Consider the following 16,650-nt stretch of genomic DNA (forward strand, 5'->3'; position numbering starts at 1 on the left):
TTACCTGATTAATGCTTGTCATCCTCTCCGCTATTGTTCCAGTGGGTTTTATCATCCTCATCGGTGTGATAGCAGGAAAAATTCTCACTGTGGAAGTGCATTCCCTTTCCCAAATCACGGTATATATTCTTGCCCCCGCTTTGGTGATTGATGGACTCTATCGCACCACTTTATCCGCCAGCAATATCGGTTTAATTCTCCTAGGCTTTGCCCTTATTTCATTGGTAATGGTGATTGTCGTCGAAATTATGGCCTATTGTCTTAGTCTCGATGATGATACCCGCAAAAGCATCATGGCTGCCGCCGTGATGCCCAATAACGGTAATATGGGTTTACCAGTGGCTAGTTTTGCCCTGGGTGCCGCCGGACTGGAAAGAGCGATAATCTATATGATTGGCTCTAGTATTCTTTTATTTGGTATTAGTCCCGCTTATTTGCAAGGAAAAAGCTTTCTTTCAGGATTTCGCTTAGTTTTTCAATTGCCCTTAATCTGGTCAATTTTTATCGGCATTAGCTTTCAAACTTTCCCTTTTCATCTTCCCCTGCAATTAGATAAAAGTGTTAGCTATCTGGGACAAGCGGCAATTCCCTTGGCTTTAATTATCCTAGGTATCCAATTATCTCAGCAAAAATTAGCGATCGGTAAATTAGAGTTATTAGGGGCCTGTTTGCGTCTTTTAGTCGCTCCTCTTGTGGCAGTTGCTATCGGCAGTAGTTTAGGATTAAGCGGTATGGATCTAAAAATTCTCATCCTACAAAGTGCCATGCCCACCGCCGTTAATACTGTCATTTTAGTCACAGAATTCGGTGGTTCAGCCGCTTTAATGGCCCGCACAGTTGTGGTCACTACCCTTGCTAGTTTTCTGACTATTCCTTTCTTTCTTTGGTTATTAAAAGTCTATTTATAATTAGGGTTTGCTGACAAAGTTTGTTGGTGGGGTTAGGAGTCAGGATTCAGGAGTCAGGAGTCAGGATTCAGGATTCAGGATTCAGGATTCAGGAGATAGGAGTCAGGAGATAGGAGTCAGGAGTTAGGATTCAGGATTCAGGATTCAGGATTCAGGAGATAGGAGATTATTTTATTTATTCTCCCCACGCCCCACACCCCACACCCCACACCCCACTTCCCCAATTCCCCACTTCCCAATTCATAATTCATAATTCATAATTCATAATTCATAATTCCCAATTCATAATTCATAATTCATAATTTAACCTTTGACTCACCCCAGCAATGGCAGCCAAGAGAAGCCAAACAATAGTATTAATCTTGACATCGGAGAGGGTGACATCGACGAGATTAAATAAAACACAAGCGCCAAAAGCTACCAGATAGGTAAAGATAATTAACTCCCCCCCAGCTTTTTGTTGCCGTAAAAATATAAATAAACGCACCCCTTGGGCATAAATCCAACCCACCCAAGCAGACAACAAAATTAAGCCAATAATTCCCGTTTCTGCCATTAACATCAAATATAAATTATGGGGATGACCTAACCATAATCCCTGACTTTTTTCGTAGAGAGGTGTAAAACTGCGTAATCCCCAACCGAATAGGGGTCTTTCTTGGGTCATTTCTAGAGTAAAACGCCATTGAGTTGATCTGAGAGTAGCTAGAGGGCGATTGGGGAACATTTCATCGGATAATCGCGCCCAAATCGCTCTAGGAACCAAAAAACGCAGACTATCCCTTAAAGGATTTGGTCCCCAAGAAGCGAGGGAAATCACCCCTCCCAAGAGGACAAAACCGGCGACTAAGGCATTCCAACCCAGATAAAGGGCGAAAATTAGGCACCCTAAAAAGGCTAAGGCCCAAGCATTGCGAGAATTACTTAAAAATAGCCCTACACTATCGATAAATATGGTTAAAGTTAAAAACCCGATTTTGAGATTTAAATTCCGATTTCTTTGTCTGTGCCACTGCCGCCAAGTTAGAATTAATAAACCGATCGCTAAAATCAGAGTTATGAGTAAATAAGCCCCCAAAAGATTAGCATACATAAAAACCGAAGACATTCGTCCCAAAGGTTCACCCCCCGCCCCGTAGGGCCAGGTAAAAATCCCTTTTAATGCTTCCGGTTTTTGCCAACCGAGAAAAATTTGTCCCCATCCCATCACCACTACCCAAACCGACGGAATAACCATCGCCCAAGCTAGTTGACGCAATTGAGAGGGTTTTTTAATTAATTGCCGAATATTGCTAAAAAAGAAGAAAAAAGGCAGGAAATTTCCTAACCCAATCCAAGCATCCCCCGGAGTTGGGGAAAGACTGGCACTAATCATCAACCAAAGAGTGACGATACCGAGACCTTGATTGAGACGTGACTGGATAATTGCCCGAAAATTGGCAGTAAAAACCCTAATTAAGACGATAATAATGCCGATACCCGCTAACTCCGGCAGGATCATGGCGATAAAAACTGAAAAAAGTATTAAATTCCACTCCCACCCTTGACAAAAAATCTTTTTCATGTTAAGCGGGTTGCCAACAATCGTCACGAGTCAGACGAATTTGGGCAAGAGCAAAAATAGTCGGGATAATCCGGCCGTAGTCAGTGGCGATCGCCTTCCAACCGAGATCAGCAATAAACCAACCCCATAAAGCCGGTCCGACTAAACTTAACACGGTTCTGACCGCTCCGTAGCGGGCCGCCGCCCGAGTCATGCCCTGTTTAGCCGTTTGTAGGGCGATTTGATTAGCAATTGCCCCACCCTGGACTAGGGCAGTCTTTGCCCCTTGATAGCGGGCAAAATGGAGAGCGAACTGCCCGGCGATATGTTTGAGCAGAATCGGTTTCAGGATAGAATTAATGGCTATGACGCTGCCGCCTTTAAGGACTATATCGAGGGGATTATGTTGTAGGTGAACGGGCAAGGGTTGGGGAGTGTGGGAATCCGCGAGTGCCTTTTGAATTTGAATCGAGAGGGATTTTTGTTCCGATGGGGGGAGACGTTTCCAAGCTTTGTTAACGAGATGAAGATAGATTTCCGCTTCAATTTCCGTTGTCGGCATTTTTTGGGAGTAGGGAACCTTGAGGAAATGACAGACACGAACCAGAATTTGACGATAACTAACTTTTTCGGTTTGACCTTTTAATACTGTCACACCATCGGCAGCCAAATAACGAAAACGATCCTCGACGCTATCTAACCAACTTTCCCAATCTTGACTTTGAACGGCGATTGCGTCCGGCGCTCGTAGATAATCGAGGGGGTTAAAACGACGGCAAAAGAGGATGTTAGTGATTTGCTGCAGTTCCTCCTCGGTGGCTAACTCCAAAGCTGTGCGTAATTCGTCCAATGTGGTTTGTCCTCCTCAGCCCCAATAATCAACTTAGTTTCGCTAGTGCTGATTACTACTAATATTAACTCAAGGGTTCACAGGATTAGGAAGGCTAGTGACAAATTTTTCGATTAATGTTGGGATCATTGGCGCGGGTTTAGCCGGGTTAACCTGCGCTCGTCAGTTGTGCGATCGAGGTTATACTGTTAAGCTATTTGATAAGTCTAGAGGCATTGGTGGTCGTTTAGCCACGCGACGGGTTAATCGAGCCAATCAAGAGATGCCTGTGGATCATGGCTTGCCTTTTTTGACTATTCAGGGCGAAAAAACGGCAGCTTTAATTGATAATCTCCTCAGAGAGAATATAGTTACTCCTTGGTTTGATTCTAGCTATGTTGCTCCTTTTGGCATCAATAGCGTGGCGAAATTTTTAGCTCAAGGTTTAGAAATTGAACGAGATTTTCTGGTTACTCGTCTGGAAAATCATCAAGAAAAATGGTTTTTAAACAATAACGGTCAAATTCGGGGGGAGTTTTCGGTGATTGTCCTGGCTATTCCCGCCCCGCAAGCGGCGTTATTGTTAGAAAACTCTCCCATAACTACTATGCCAGAATTGCGATCGATCGTTTACGATCCCTGTTTAACGGTAATGGCAGGTTATGGCGATTCTTTACCCGCAGTTGCTCCCTCCACAGATATCGCTTGGTTAGGACTTGATAGCAGTAAACGGCAATCATCTCCTGATTATGTCTTTGTTGTGCATAGTAGTGGAGATTTTGCGGTTAAATATCTCGATAGCGAGGATTTAGAAGCAGTTAAGCTAGATTTGCTCTCTCGCGCTTCTTTGGCTCTCCCCGATTGGTCACAGATTCACCGTTGGCGTTATGCTTTAGTCCGTCAGGGTTTAGCTGTACCCTGTTTAAGTGTTAATAGTCCTTTACCTCTAGTTGCCTGTGGTGATTGGTGTCAAGGGGGAGATTTATCGAGAAATTCTTCCCTAGAAACGGCCTTAACTTCTGGGATAGCGGCGGCTAATCAAGTTGAGCAGCTACTCTCTTAAGAATCTAGAGACAGGTTTAAATTCTTAGGTTAAGCTTAAGTTAACAAAAGGTTAAATATATAATAATGTAGATATCCTATACTGGGGGGTTGGTCACAATGGAAAAATTCAATTCTAAAGATAACTTTCTCTACCCTAAAACCAGCTACAGGGGTTTATTCACGCCACAAAATCTGGTTTTTAACGCTAACTTGCAGGAATTCGCCCTGAGAGTCTCTTTTATCGCCGGTTTACACAGTGGAGGAAAACTTACCTCCACGGAAGCTTACGAGAAAATTAACCAGCTTTGGCAAGAGTTGAATACCAGTCGAAAATTCCTACTAGCTAATCATTTTGAGGATCACGGAGATTGAGAGATGGGGGTTTTTCAGTGATCAGTAAACAGTAAACAGCATCTAAAGTGCCACAGTAACAAAAGTGGGTCAAGTAGTTCTTAAGTTATCTCAGAGCTTTCTCGCCATAGTTGGCAGTATTCTGAGAGACTGGGACTGGGTAAGTAGCGACTAATTCCGGTTTAGTGGTCAGAATCGAATATTCACAAGACTGCGGATTGTCCATCCGCTCCTGAGCATTTCGGCACATGACTTAAGGTGATTTTGAGAGCATCAACGACTGGACCATAGGTCACTTTCAACTTCGAGATAAAAATGTTACCAAAAGACAACAAGAGGTAATTCTACCGCTACAATATGATTGCGAGTTGTCAAGAGAACAGTAAAAGAACTGCTAATTGGATCTAGATGCCCCAGTATACTACTAAACAAGCAACGGAAAACCCTGTTGTGTCCAATCAGTCCGCCAATAATCCCTTTTCACTATTTGGTCAATTTTGGGAAAGCCTAAAAATTGTCGCTCAACCCTATTGGTATCCAACGGAGTTAAATGGACGAGCCTTTGGAGATGTGATCATTTCTTGGGGGATGTCAGCTTTGATCCTTTTAAGTATCTTGGCAACGGTGGGGGTAGAAGCTTTTAGTAGCTACTGGAATCGTTATGTACTCGACATTATTATTGAAGATAGAGATCTTTCTAAATATCTAAATACGCTGTGGTTATCCAGTTTGTTGATTATATTAACAACGGGGTTATTTGCTTTTTCTCAATTTATTCGTCGCAAAGTAGCCTTAGATTGGTATAAGTGGTTAACGAAACAAACCGTCAAAAAATATCTCAATTATCGCGCTTATTATAACATTGATTTTACCTCGAACTTAAAAAATCCCGATCAAAGATTATCTCAAGAAATTGAACCAATTACGACCATGACCCTAAGGTTGTTAATTACCTTCGTGGAAAAAGGGTTACAAATGATTACTTTTGCGATTATTCTTTGGACAATTTCTCGGCAAATTGCGGTTTATCTGATCATTTATACGATCACAGGAAATTTAATAGCAATTTATCTAACTCAAGAATTAAACAAAATTAATCAATCTGAACTTAATAATAAAGCTGATTATAGTTATGCTTTAACCCATGTGCGTAACCACGCCGAATCCATTGCTTTTTTTCAGGGAGAAGAGCAGGAAGAAAAAATCATTGAAGGCCGTTTTGAACGGGTTATTCAAAGCTCGGAAAAACTGATAAATTGGGAACGGTTTAATAATATTTTTAATCGGGGTTATCAGTCAGCAATTAGTGTATTTTCAATGTTTATTTTGACCCCCATGTTTATTAAGAACGAAATCGATTATGGGGAAATTAGTCAAGCTAGTTTATGTTGTTTTCTTTTTTCTAATGCCTTGGGACAATTAATTACTGAATGGGGAACATCGGGTAAAGTTTCCAGTTATATTGAACGGTTAGCCACTTTGACAGATGCCTTAAAAGTTGCCAGTGAAGAGCCGAACAACTTAAGTCGTATTACCACCCTGGAAGATAATCGTCTAGCCTTTGAAAATTTTACCCTACAAACTCCCGATTATGAAAAGGTAATTGTGGAAAATTTATCGGTTTCTGTTCCTTTGGGAGAAAGCCTACTGATTATTGGCCCCAGTGGTCGAGGAAAAAGTTCCTTGTTACGAGCAATCGCCGGTTTATGGAAAGCAGGTAGCGGCCGTTTAGTGCGTCCTCCTTTAGCTAAAATGTTATTTTTACCCCAACGTCCTTATATTATCCTTGGCACTTTACGCCAGCAATTACTTTATCCTAATACCAATGAGCAGGTGAGCGATGAAGAATTAGAAAACATCTTAAAAAAAGTCAACCTGCAACATTTATTAACTGACAAAAATACCTTAGATAAACAAGTCAATTGGGAACAGATTTTATCCCTCGGAGAACAGCAAAGACTAGCTTTTGCTCGACTATTAATCACTAAACCCACTTTTACTATCTTAGATGAAGCAACCAGTGCTTTAGATTTGGCCAATGAAGCCAGCTTATATCAGCAATTACAGGAAAGTGAAACCACTTTTATTAGTGTTGGTCATCGGGAAAGTTTATTTAATTATCATCGATGGGTCTTAGAGTTAACAGAAAATTCCCATTGGCAGCTGTCAACTGTAGAAGATTATCAGCGCAAAAAAGTGAATAACCTAGTGATGATGTCAAAAAAATCAGAAAATTTTTCGGCCGTAAAAATAGAGACTTTGTCTGAGGTTAAAACTGAGCATGATGCGGAAATTGCCGGAGTTTCTGAAATAGCCGAAGGTTTGTCCCATCAACAAATGCAGTCCCTAACTGATTATTCTTTAAGTAGCGTTCGTAATCGAGCCAGTTTAGGTAAAATTATTACTGCCAAAGATGGTTTTAATTATCGTTACGATAAAGACCCAAAAACCTTAAAATGGGTGAGAATATAGCTAATGGGGTGACAAACAGATTGAAAGTGAGACAGGGTGTGGGGTGTGGGGGGTAGGGTGTAGGGGGTAGGGAAAATTTTTCAGACTTCCCCCTCTCAGGAGAACTAGAGAATGAGGTTTTTGCTGGGTAAGTTGATTAACAAGCTACTAACTGATAACTGATAACTGATAACTGATAACTGGTATAGGAGTTTTATCAAATGAAAGCACTGGAAAAACTGGTGACGGAACGATTATATTTAGTCCCCTTAAAGCTTGAACTTCTCAAGGCCGCAATTATAGGTATCGATGAATTAGCAACAATTTTGGGGGTAAAAGTTGCAGCTGACTGGGCCGAACAAGAATTGATTCAAGCTTTCCCTGATATTGCGAATATTTTGCTGCAATTCCCCTTACAAAATGAATGGGGATGGGGGAGTTTAATTATTCATCAAACAGAAAATACCCTTATTGGTCATGTGATGATCAAAATTATTCCTGATGTCACAGGTTTACCCACAGATGCTGTAGAAATTGGCTATCAAGTAGCGCCGTTATATCGACGACAAGGCTACGCATCCGAGGCGACAAAAGCAATGATGGACTGGACACTTTCTCAACCTGGTATGCAAACAGTGACCGCTGGCTGCGCTCCCGATAATATAGCTTCAAAGCGAGTTTTAGAAAAAATCGGCATGAATCTGATAGAAGCGCGAGAGAAAGTCTTGGTCTGGAAATTAAGTAGGGTTTGCTGAAAAAGTTTGTTGGTGGGGTTAACGGATTTAGTATTACTTCCCACTTGATCACTCAATCCAAGCTTTTGGGGGGTTCTACCCCCCAAACCCCCCGTTGGGGGTGTGGCGCCGCCCCCAAACCCCCCGCGCATTAGTTTTTCGGTGGGATGCTTACACGCAGCCGCTGACGCATCTGTAATAATTTAAGAGTCACTCCCCTTGTAGGAGTATCTCTCCTGATATGTAGCCTATACTCAACGGATTTAGTATGTTGCGTTATTTCAGCCTCTATTTTCAAGTCAGGAGTCGGGGGGGAAATCTGGAGTCAGAGCCTCGTCGATGCGATAAAATACTCTGGCTCTGTATTTGTTGGTTTATGAGTTGACGAGAATTTCAGCGATCGCCTGGGAGATAGGAAAATAAGGAGGATAAAGTTCTAGCCAGAAAAACTCGCCAACGGGATTAATTTCTAAAAAGATATAACGTTCATCTGGTGTGACAATCATATCAATTGCACCATAATTGAGACCGAAATATTTCACTAATTCTAGTAGTTGTTTTTCAATAGTTTTCGGTAAATCGTAGGGTTGCCATTGTTGATGGAGCGCTCTTCCCTCTTTTCGCCAATCGTAGATAGCACCGTCTAATTGTTGGGAATTAATCGCCGCCGTAAATATTTGTTCACCGACGATAGTGATGCGTAATTCTAAAGCTTTAGGAATGTTTTCCTGAAAAGTCATGGGACAAAATTGCAAACCTTCCAAATTATCTAAGTCTTCCTTAGTAACAGGACTGGTAAAAACAACCATTTCCTCTTGCTTGTCTCCATAAATAGCAAATTGAGACAGCATTTTAGTCACAATTCCCGTCGCTTCAAACTCCTGAGCAAATTGCTTGACAGCTTCAGGATTATTAGAAGTTAAAGTCCCCGGAATTAATAAACCTAATTGTTGCGCTACTTGTAACTGCAATTGTTTATGATTGGCATGATCTACCTTAGCAATTGGGTCAAGATGAAAACCAGATAAACTAGCAATCATTCCTCGAATACTTAACCGACATTCCTTAAGAGAAGCTTCGCGAAATTGACTATCCATCCCATCGGGTAATTTTAGTCCGTATCTCATGCGTCGATACCAAACAGAAGAAACTTCTTTTAGCTCTAATTTTTGTTCTCCATCGGTAATAATTCCGCCTTTTTGACCGCCTGAGTAAAGATCAACTTTCACCTCTGTAGGGAAGCGATCGGTATCAAAACGGAAGGCTTTTTTACCCATGGCTTCTATGGCTTTGATTACCAGAGGAATACTTTCATTATCGTGGCTAAAAGTAACAATTAAAACGGTCATAGATTTCCTTGAAAACTTAATATTAACAATTTTTTGAGCGCGAGCTTTGCCGATCAACCGAAGACTAAAAAATCGGCGATCGCATTGGAAATAGGTAAATCTAAATCCCGTTCTAACATTCCCCACTCACCACCCGGATTAACTTCTAAAAAAACGTATTCTCCCCCAGGAGTTAAGATAAAATCAAACGCCCCAAAATTCAACCCTAAATTAGCCATAAAAATCTGAAGTTGCTGCAATAGTGAATCGGGTAAAGTATGATGTTGCCAAGCACCCGGATCAATACCCGGTCTTCGCCAATCTACGGCAGAATTATTATACTGAGAAGATTCTAAAGCTCCCACAAATGTCTGTCCATTAACCACGACAACTCTCAATTCTAATTGTTTGGGAATTTCCGCTTGAAAAACCATAGGACAATAGCGTAAAGATTCCGCTTCCTCAAGGTCTTCTGCTTTCACCCTACTGGTATAAAGAAAAAATTCCGGCGATTCCATGCTGTGGGCGATCGCAGTTAACAATTTACTCACCATTCGTCCCTGAACCTGGGAAAAAAACTCCCGGGCAGCATCAGGATTATTGGTAACTAAGGTAGGGGGAATAATTAAGCCAACTTCTGAGGCCAAACGAAGTTGTAATAACTTATTTTTAGCCTTCTCAATTTGCGCTAAATTATCTAACCAACGCGCTGACCTTAAACTATCCCAAAAACCAGCCAAAGTCATCTGGGATTCTCGCACACAAGCCTCCCGAAACTGAGGATCTAAATCCCCTGTTAGTTCAGGCTGCCAAATACGTCTTGTCCAAACAGATTGCACCTGTTCACTATCAATAGATTGATGGTTATAGGTTAATTGATAAAAACTTTTTTTACCATTAAATTGGGCTGTTAATTGAACCTCTAAGGGAAATTTATCGGTATCTAAGCGAAAAGGTGTGGCTCCTTTTTTTTCTATCGCCTCAGCCACGCGGTCAATCGTGAAAAAATCGCCGCTATGGGTCAACAATAAAACAACTTTAGGCGATTCTTTCATGTCAGTTGCAAGTCCTTACATTTTAACCCATCTTAAGGCTTTTGGGTCGGTCTTTATTGATCCTAATCTCAAGAAAATGCTGCAAAAAGTCTTGCTTTTGCTTGACTTATTGCAGTATTGGTTTTTTCTTGAGTAATTACTAAAGTTACTTTACAGCACTTCTCAGGATCTCAACGTATAGTTTTTTGGCTGCGAGCCTTGCTTAGTGGAGCTTTTAGCTTTTTGTCTGTACGGTGTAATCAAGAAAAGTGCTGCAATTACTCAAGTAACCTGAGTTTAAAAGTCTTCCCAGTCAGAAGGGTATTTGAGTGTAACATTATATTCACGCTCAGGGGAAGGAGACTTGATGGAAGATTCCTCTTTGCTTACGGACAAGAAACGAGCAAAGAAAGGAAGTGCTTTACCTTGTTGATCGTTGGGATATGCCATAGTTATTCCTCTGGTAATTTCGAGTGAATAGGTTTAATCACTCAGACAAAACTAACCACCTGTACTAACCCTTGAAAGCTTTGCTGTGCATGGCTTTCAGAATTGGGATTGTGCAAATAATTTGCCTTTGTTTGGGTGATGGAAAACATCGTAAGCACTAATCTGGCAAATGTCAAGCACTTAAGAAAAATTTCCGCTAAATCCGACATTCAGCACATCTTCATATACTTTTATATAGCGTTTCCCAATCTCATGAGGTACACCAAAATCTTAACTCCTGACTCCTGACTCCTGACTCCTCAAAACCTAAGACTCTGTACCTCACAACTATGGAAATTGCTATATATTTTTACATTCCCCAAGATGTTTTAACGAAAAACCTTGATTGTAGAAACTACTATTGAGAACATTTTCAATAATTGATTTTTTCTGAGAAAAAAATTGACAATTCTTCACCTTGATCAAAATCCATGATTGTAGCTATAATTCTTACTGGCAAGGGTTTGGAAGGAATATATTAGTAAAAATCATCAATTGAATGTTAAGAAGTGCGGAAAGTGGGATTTAATACTCCACACTTAAAACTCAAATCTGATAACTGATCACTGATAACTGATATCTGTACAACTACTTAGTACAAACGCTTACGGGGGCGATAATTAGCCACGGATTCCACTAAACCCAAGGCGATAAAATTGGTTAATAAAGATGAACGTCCATAACTTAACCAGGGTAAAGGAATCCCTGTAATCGGGGCTAATCCCACGGTCATGCTAATATTAAGAATTGCCTGAAAAGCGATCATCGAGAGAACACCGATCGCTATTAAAGAACCAAAGTTTTCTTTAGCAGTATTAGCAATGACTAACAAACGCCAACAGATTAACCAGAAAGCTATTAAAACTAGAATACTGCCAACAAAACCGAATTCTTCCCCGACTACAGAGAAGATAAAATCGGTGTGTTGTTCGGGAATAAAATTTAATTGGGTTTGGGTGCCTTGGTGTAATCCCCGTCCCAATAATTCTCCCGATCCGATGGCAATGCGGGATTGAATTAATTGATAACCTCCCCCCAAAGGATTCTTTTCTGGGTGAAGAAATAGGGTTAAACGATCTTTTTGATATTCTTTTAATAAACCCCAAAAAACCTCGCCCAATTTACCCACTGCCAGATTAGTTGCCACCACGAGGAAAGTAGATAAAAAACGGTAGGGAAGGGTAAACCAAGCAAGCACAGCGATGATAATTGCTAAAACAATCCAAGCAGGAAAAAGTAAATTAAACAGAAAAACCGATGCGAGGGGAGATAAGAGGATAATCATCCAAGGTAGTTTCGCATTAGCCCAGTAAATCATGCCTAGGGTAATTGCCCCAAAGACTAATCCTGTCCCCAGGTCCGGCTGCGCCATAATTAACACCCAGGGGATGGCAGTGACGGCAAAGACACGAGCGATCGCAAAAAGATTATCGGCGGGACGATGATGTAGGAGGGCTGCTAGGGTGATAATTAAACCTACCTTGGCAAATTCCGACGGTTGCACGTTAAAACTGCCGATATTAATCCAACTTTGCGCCCCATTCGCCGTCACCCCTAGGATAATTACCGCGATTAGGGAGAGATTGGTGAGAAGATAGGTTAACCAGTGCCATTTCAGCAGACTTTCGTAACGACAACGGGCCAGAAATAAAGCGATCGCCACTCCCACGGATCCGAATAACCAGTGTTGCCACCAATCGAGAGCAGTAGTATGTCTTTCGGCACTACGAATCATTAAACCACCGAAAACGGTTAAACCCGTCACCAAAACGAATAAAAGCCGATCCATTTGGGCTAGATCCCGGAAAATGAAGCTAAACTGATCACCAAAACCCCTTAGTTTCCTACTAACAAGGGACTGTCTTCTCACCATTTCTCTCCCCAAATTTACTAACTAACTAGGGTTTGCTCAATAAATCTAAAAACATTGTTCGATAAGACTTTTAGACCTTTTTGAAATCCAAAAGCACCGGACATTGGAGTGATTGGGGGGAAAATTTAGGGACTTTTTCCCTGAAAATGGGTAAAACCCTACACCCTACACCCTACACCCCACACCCTGCCCCTAGGGAAAACTTTTTGCCGCAAACCCTAACTATAGGCTGCCACGGATACTTTCGCCGCCACCTGACGAGCGATCGCTATTAGGGCTTTAGCTGAGGCCGATTCCGGTTGCCCCAAAACTACTGGTACACCAGTATCACCGCCCTCCCGCAGGGATATCTCCAGAGGCACACATCCCAGTAAAGGAATACCCAATTCTTGCGAGGTTTTTTCCCCACCACCGGACCCAAATAGATCATAGGAGCGATCGGGCTGATCGGGAGGGATAAAATAACTCATATTTTCCACGATACCCAAAACCCGCGCCCCTAGCTGTTGGAACATTTTTAAACCCCGACGCGCATCAATTAAAGAAACCGTCTGGGGAGTGGTGACAATCACCGCACCGGCTAGGGGGACCGATTGAATTAAAGTTAATTGTGCATCCCCGGTACCGGGAGGCATATCGACGATTAAATAGTCTAAATCGCCCCAATTGACTTGATAGAGAAACTGACGGATAATGCCGTTTAACATCGGACCGCGCCAGATTACCGGTTGATCGGGGTTGATCAAAAAGCCCATGGAAACCATTTTGATGCCATGGTTGAAAGCGGGTTCCAATATCTCGCCATTTGCGCCCTGTACGGTCACTTGTGCGTCATTTAAGCCCAACATTGTCGGGGCGTTGGGGCCGTAGATGTCCGCGTCTAATAGCCCCACTTTTGCCCCTAAATGAGCTAAGGCGACGGCGATATTGACAGCCACGGTACTTTTCCCCACACCGCCCTTACCACTGGAAACGGCGATAATATTTTTAACCCCCTCCACGCCTTGGCGATCGGGTAAAGCTTTTTGTTGCGGGGTTTCGGCAGTTACCTCCACGGCGACACTTTCCACCCCGGGCAGCTGTTTAACGGCTTTTTGGCAGTCTTCCACGATAAATTCGCGCAAAGGACAGGCGGGAGTGGTCAAAACTAGGGTAAAGCTAACTTTTCCGCCATCGATCGCCACATTGCGGATCATGTTCAATTCCACTAGGCTTTTTTGCAGTTCCGGATCTTGAACGGGACGTAATACTTCTAAAATCGATGCGGTATCAAGGGGCATGGTTTCAGTGTCTCTAATCAAGTATTGTTCTTATGGTTATTTATCTTAACCTTGTGGGGGTTAGGTGTTGGGGTTTTAGGGTTTTAGTTGAAATTCCCCCATTTCCCCACTTCCCCATTCCCCCACTTCCCCACTTCCCCGCTTCCCCATTCCCCCATTCCCCCATTCCCCCATTTCCCTAGATTACGGTAATAGGATCGCCGACTTTAATTGTACCTGTCTTTTCGGGGATGACATTTTCTCCGAACATGATGCCACCGGGGAAACGGCGAAAAGTGCTTAAGGTTTTTAAAGGTTCCTGTTGGGGATTTCTCCTACCTGTTTCTTGATCGGTGGTGGTGATAATACAGCGACTACAGGGTTTAACCAGAGCATAATTTATCTCTCCAATTTTGATCTTTTGCCAACTACTTTCGCTAAAAGCTTGATCGCTACTAATAACAATATTAGGACGAAAACGATTCATCGGCACTGGTGCCACTAAACGCCGATTTAAGTCCTCTAAAGAAGCAGTATTAGTCAATAAAATTGGATAACCATCGGCAAAGCTGACGGGAGTATGATCGTTCCCTGCATAGCGAGGATTCGCGGGACGTGGATAATCGGGAGATTGTCGCACTAAACGACAGGGAATGTCGAGAATTTTCTCGAACCATTCGGCGATTTCATCCCCTTGATCCATGGCTATGGTGTGAGATTCCCAGATTTGAACCGCTCTTTTTTCTCCTGTGAAATTAGGCTGAAAAGTTAGGGAATCTTGAGATGTTTTCAGAGAAAAATTATCCTCTGTCATTGTGATAGAAACGGTGGCTAATTGCGGATATTCTCTTTGAGTGATAAATTTACCCTTGCCATCCACTAACATCATTTCTCGATCCCAGAGTAAACCTTTAGGAGTCACTTCAGCGTGGGATAGTTGAATACCTCGACAGGATTTAATCGGGTAGATATAGAGATCAGTAACCTGCATTTTCTTTCAGTAGTTCTACATATTTTTTGGCCACATCTTTCCAAGTCCATAGATTAACTTTATTGGGAATATCTTCGGGTAACAAGCGAGGAATTGGATTGAGGATAAATTGTTCTAAACAATTGGCTAAACTGTCCGCATCTCCCCTAGGGTAGAATTGCACTCTTTCAGGACAATTATATAATTCCACCTGTTCTTGAAACACTTCTAAATCGGAAGCGATAACGGGAATACCCTGTAAAATTGCTTCTGCTATTGCTAATCCAAAACCTTCGTATTTTGAGGGAAATACCACAGAGGAACAGGTTTGATAATAAAATTGCAAGGTTTCATAGTCTTGATAACCTATTAATTCTTGCTTCGATGGGTAAAAGCTCAATTATAGGAGAGAAAAGACGATGAATATAAGTCAGTCTTAGGGGTTGATAAAAATTCGCTATAAGACCATAAAAATAGATTAGTTTCGTCTCAAAACTCTTGGGGTAAAAATAAAAATTTTCGTAGATAAGTTTATCAGAATCAGGCATTAAAGAATTAAAATATTCAATGTCATTACGAGGGGGTACAATAATAATTTGTTCGACGTATTCTAACAAGCTAGGTATTAAAGAGATGATGGCTCTTTCTACTGCTCCTTTGCGATAAAACATGATCGGGATGACGATTTTCATAGATTTACTTGAAGATAGCCAGTAACTACATTATTAATATCTTCCATAAACTTATCGGTAGAAAACAATACTTTTTGTTTCTCCAAAGAGGAAAGTAATTGATATTGCTTATCCTCATTTTGCATCACATGGGCAATTTTTTCTACCGCCTCCTCAAGATTATTAAAAAACAAATCGGTGTTTTCTTGACCAATAATTTCTGCTGGTCCCCCTCCTTCACGGGTGAAGGGAATGATGCCAGCTTTTACCATCTCGGCGATAGAAATGCCAAAGGGTTCAGGTTTAAAATGAATACCATACTTACAACGGTATAAAACTTGGGAGTATTCTTCATAACTAAGGTTTTCACATAGCTCAATCCAATCAGAATTATCTCGAATTAACTGATCCAAATAACGTTTATATTTAGCCTCAGCGTTACCGCCACCGCCCCCAGTAATATAGAGTTTAACATCAATGCCTTTTTGACGAACTTTTTCCAAACATTGAATTACCCGATGGGGTTGTTTTGCCTCTACCAAACGACCGCTACAGATAAAGGCATTTTCCTTATCTTGCCAAGCAATGTCTGCCGGTTTAATTACCACGGGAGGATAGACAACTTTAGCATCAATTCCATAATAGTCCTTAATGGCTGCTGCTACTGCCCCTGAATTGGCTAAAGAGAAGTTTTTTTTCAAATTATCCACAGAAAAATTAGAGATACGATTATAATATTTCTGGGCTAACTCTCCACCTTCTAAAACCTTAATCCAGTGAATGTACTGCATACCTGGCCTACCTAAATCGGCGGCGTTATAAGCAGAAATTACTAAATCGTAATCTTGCTGCTTTTGTTTACAATGTCTTAAACTGAGATGAATAGCTAATTGTCGAAAGTGTTTATTATTAGAAGCTAGGGCATTATTGACACGATAGAAGCTCTTGGGTAGTAAAGAATCAACTTTGATTGATTGAGCATTTAAAGTTGTTCCATACATTAAATTCAACCGTTGCCAATCGAGGTCAGCAAAAGTTATTAGAGTCAGATGATACTTATCTTTCAAAGCTTCCATCATCCAGAGAGCAACCGCTTCCGCACCACCACCCAAAAAACAAGGGTAGTAGATAGCGATTTTTTTGCTTAGAGGGTTATTCATGATGAT

Annotated in this window: 15 protein-coding genes and 1 pseudogene; 6 read left to right on the forward strand and 10 right to left on the reverse strand. The window is 41.5% G+C overall.

Annotated elements, in window-relative coordinates; genetic code table 11:
• The first annotated feature begins 11 nt into the window (after positions 1-11).
• Positions 12-908: an AEC family transporter gene (locus N0824_RS02785; protein WP_108935612.1), complete on the forward strand. Its 897-nt coding sequence runs from the start codon at positions 12-14 to the stop codon at positions 906-908.
• Between the two features lie 289 nt (positions 909-1,197).
• Here N0824_RS02785 and N0824_RS02790 read toward each other — a convergent pair whose 3' ends face one another.
• Both N0824_RS02790 and N0824_RS02795 read right to left on the reverse strand, forming a co-directional pair.
• A complete protein-coding gene (locus N0824_RS02790) occupies positions 1,198-2,472 on the reverse strand; it encodes an O-antigen ligase (protein WP_108935613.1) in 1,275 nt (424 codons plus the stop codon).
• Position 2,473: 1 nt separating this feature from the next.
• On the reverse strand, positions 2,474-3,301 hold the full coding sequence (locus N0824_RS02795; protein WP_108935614.1) for a YaaW family protein: 828 nt from the start codon (positions 3,299-3,301) through the stop codon (positions 2,474-2,476).
• 97 nt (positions 3,302-3,398) lie between these two features.
• Between N0824_RS02795 and N0824_RS02800 the strand changes: the two genes are divergently transcribed.
• The 4 genes from N0824_RS02800 (at position 3,399) to N0824_RS02815 (ending at position 7,881) form a co-directional block, all read left to right on the forward strand.
• The gene (locus tag N0824_RS02800; RefSeq protein ID WP_108935615.1) at positions 3,399-4,343 is read left to right on the forward strand and encodes an NAD(P)/FAD-dependent oxidoreductase; all 945 of its coding nucleotides are present in this window, start codon (positions 3,399-3,401) and stop codon (positions 4,341-4,343) included.
• A 98-nt stretch (positions 4,344-4,441) separates the two neighbouring features.
• On the forward strand, positions 4,442-4,696 hold the full coding sequence (locus N0824_RS02805) for a hypothetical protein (RefSeq protein WP_002783089.1): 255 nt from the start codon (positions 4,442-4,444) through the stop codon (positions 4,694-4,696).
• 387 nt (positions 4,697-5,083) lie between these two features.
• Positions 5,084-7,147 (forward strand): ABC transporter ATP-binding protein/permease, encoded by a 2,064-nt coding sequence (locus N0824_RS02810; RefSeq protein ID WP_108935616.1) that lies wholly within the window; start codon positions 5,084-5,086, stop codon positions 7,145-7,147.
• Positions 7,148-7,347: 200 nt separating this feature from the next.
• A complete protein-coding gene (locus tag N0824_RS02815; RefSeq protein WP_108935617.1) occupies positions 7,348-7,881 on the forward strand; it encodes a GNAT family N-acetyltransferase in 534 nt (177 codons plus the stop codon).
• A gap of 353 nt (positions 7,882-8,234) precedes the next feature.
• Here N0824_RS02815 and N0824_RS02820 read toward each other — a convergent pair whose 3' ends face one another.
• Together N0824_RS02820 and N0824_RS02825 are read right to left on the reverse strand one after the other, a co-directional pair.
• Positions 8,235-9,209, reverse strand: a complete 975-nt coding sequence (locus tag N0824_RS02820) for an MvdD family ATP-grasp ribosomal peptide maturase (protein WP_012265553.1) — start codon at positions 9,207-9,209, stop codon at positions 8,235-8,237.
• Between the two features lie 53 nt (positions 9,210-9,262).
• Positions 9,263-10,243 carry an MvdC family ATP-grasp ribosomal peptide maturase gene (locus tag N0824_RS02825; protein ID WP_108935618.1) on the reverse strand — a complete coding sequence of 327 codons (981 nt, stop codon included), beginning with the start codon at positions 10,241-10,243 and terminating at the stop codon, positions 9,263-9,265.
• Here N0824_RS02825 and N0824_RS20655 point away from each other — a divergent pair.
• A complete protein-coding gene (locus N0824_RS20655; protein ID WP_158269535.1) occupies positions 10,242-10,379 on the forward strand; it encodes a hypothetical protein in 138 nt (45 codons plus the stop codon). The genes N0824_RS02825 and N0824_RS20655 overlap by 2 nt on opposite strands.
• 140 nt (positions 10,380-10,519) lie before the next feature.
• On the opposite strand, the gene N0824_RS02830 is transcribed toward N0824_RS20655, so the two are convergent.
• The 6 genes and pseudogenes from N0824_RS02830 to N0824_RS02860 form a co-directional block, all read right to left on the reverse strand.
• Positions 10,520-10,672 (reverse strand): microviridin/marinostatin family tricyclic proteinase inhibitor, encoded by a 153-nt coding sequence (locus N0824_RS02830; protein WP_108935619.1) that lies wholly within the window; start codon positions 10,670-10,672, stop codon positions 10,520-10,522.
• Between the two features lie 631 nt (positions 10,673-11,303).
• A complete protein-coding gene (rodA, locus tag N0824_RS02835; RefSeq protein ID WP_108935620.1) occupies positions 11,304-12,584 on the reverse strand; it encodes a rod shape-determining protein RodA in 1,281 nt (426 codons plus the stop codon).
• A gap of 218 nt (positions 12,585-12,802) precedes the next feature.
• Positions 12,803-13,864: an Mrp/NBP35 family ATP-binding protein gene (locus N0824_RS02845; RefSeq protein ID WP_002796707.1), complete on the reverse strand. Its 1,062-nt coding sequence runs from the start codon at positions 13,862-13,864 to the stop codon at positions 12,803-12,805.
• Between the two features lie 178 nt (positions 13,865-14,042).
• Positions 14,043-14,834 carry an MOSC domain-containing protein gene (locus N0824_RS02850; protein WP_108935622.1) on the reverse strand — a complete coding sequence of 264 codons (792 nt, stop codon included), beginning with the start codon at positions 14,832-14,834 and terminating at the stop codon, positions 14,043-14,045.
• Positions 14,821-15,505, reverse strand: a pseudogene (locus tag N0824_RS02855) (glycosyltransferase). Before N0824_RS02855 ends, N0824_RS02850 begins: the two are co-directional and overlap by 14 nt.
• Positions 15,502-16,644, reverse strand: coding sequence for a glycosyltransferase family 4 protein (locus N0824_RS02860; RefSeq protein WP_108935623.1), 1,143 nt, complete (start codon positions 16,642-16,644; stop codon positions 15,502-15,504). The pseudogene N0824_RS02855 and the gene N0824_RS02860 overlap by 4 nt, the downstream one beginning before the upstream one ends.
• Positions 16,645-16,650 lie beyond the last annotated feature (6 nt).

Source organism: Microcystis sp. 0824, from assembly GCF_003112475.1.
GTDB lineage: Bacteria > Cyanobacteriota > Cyanobacteriia > Cyanobacteriales > Microcystaceae > Microcystis > Microcystis aeruginosa_C.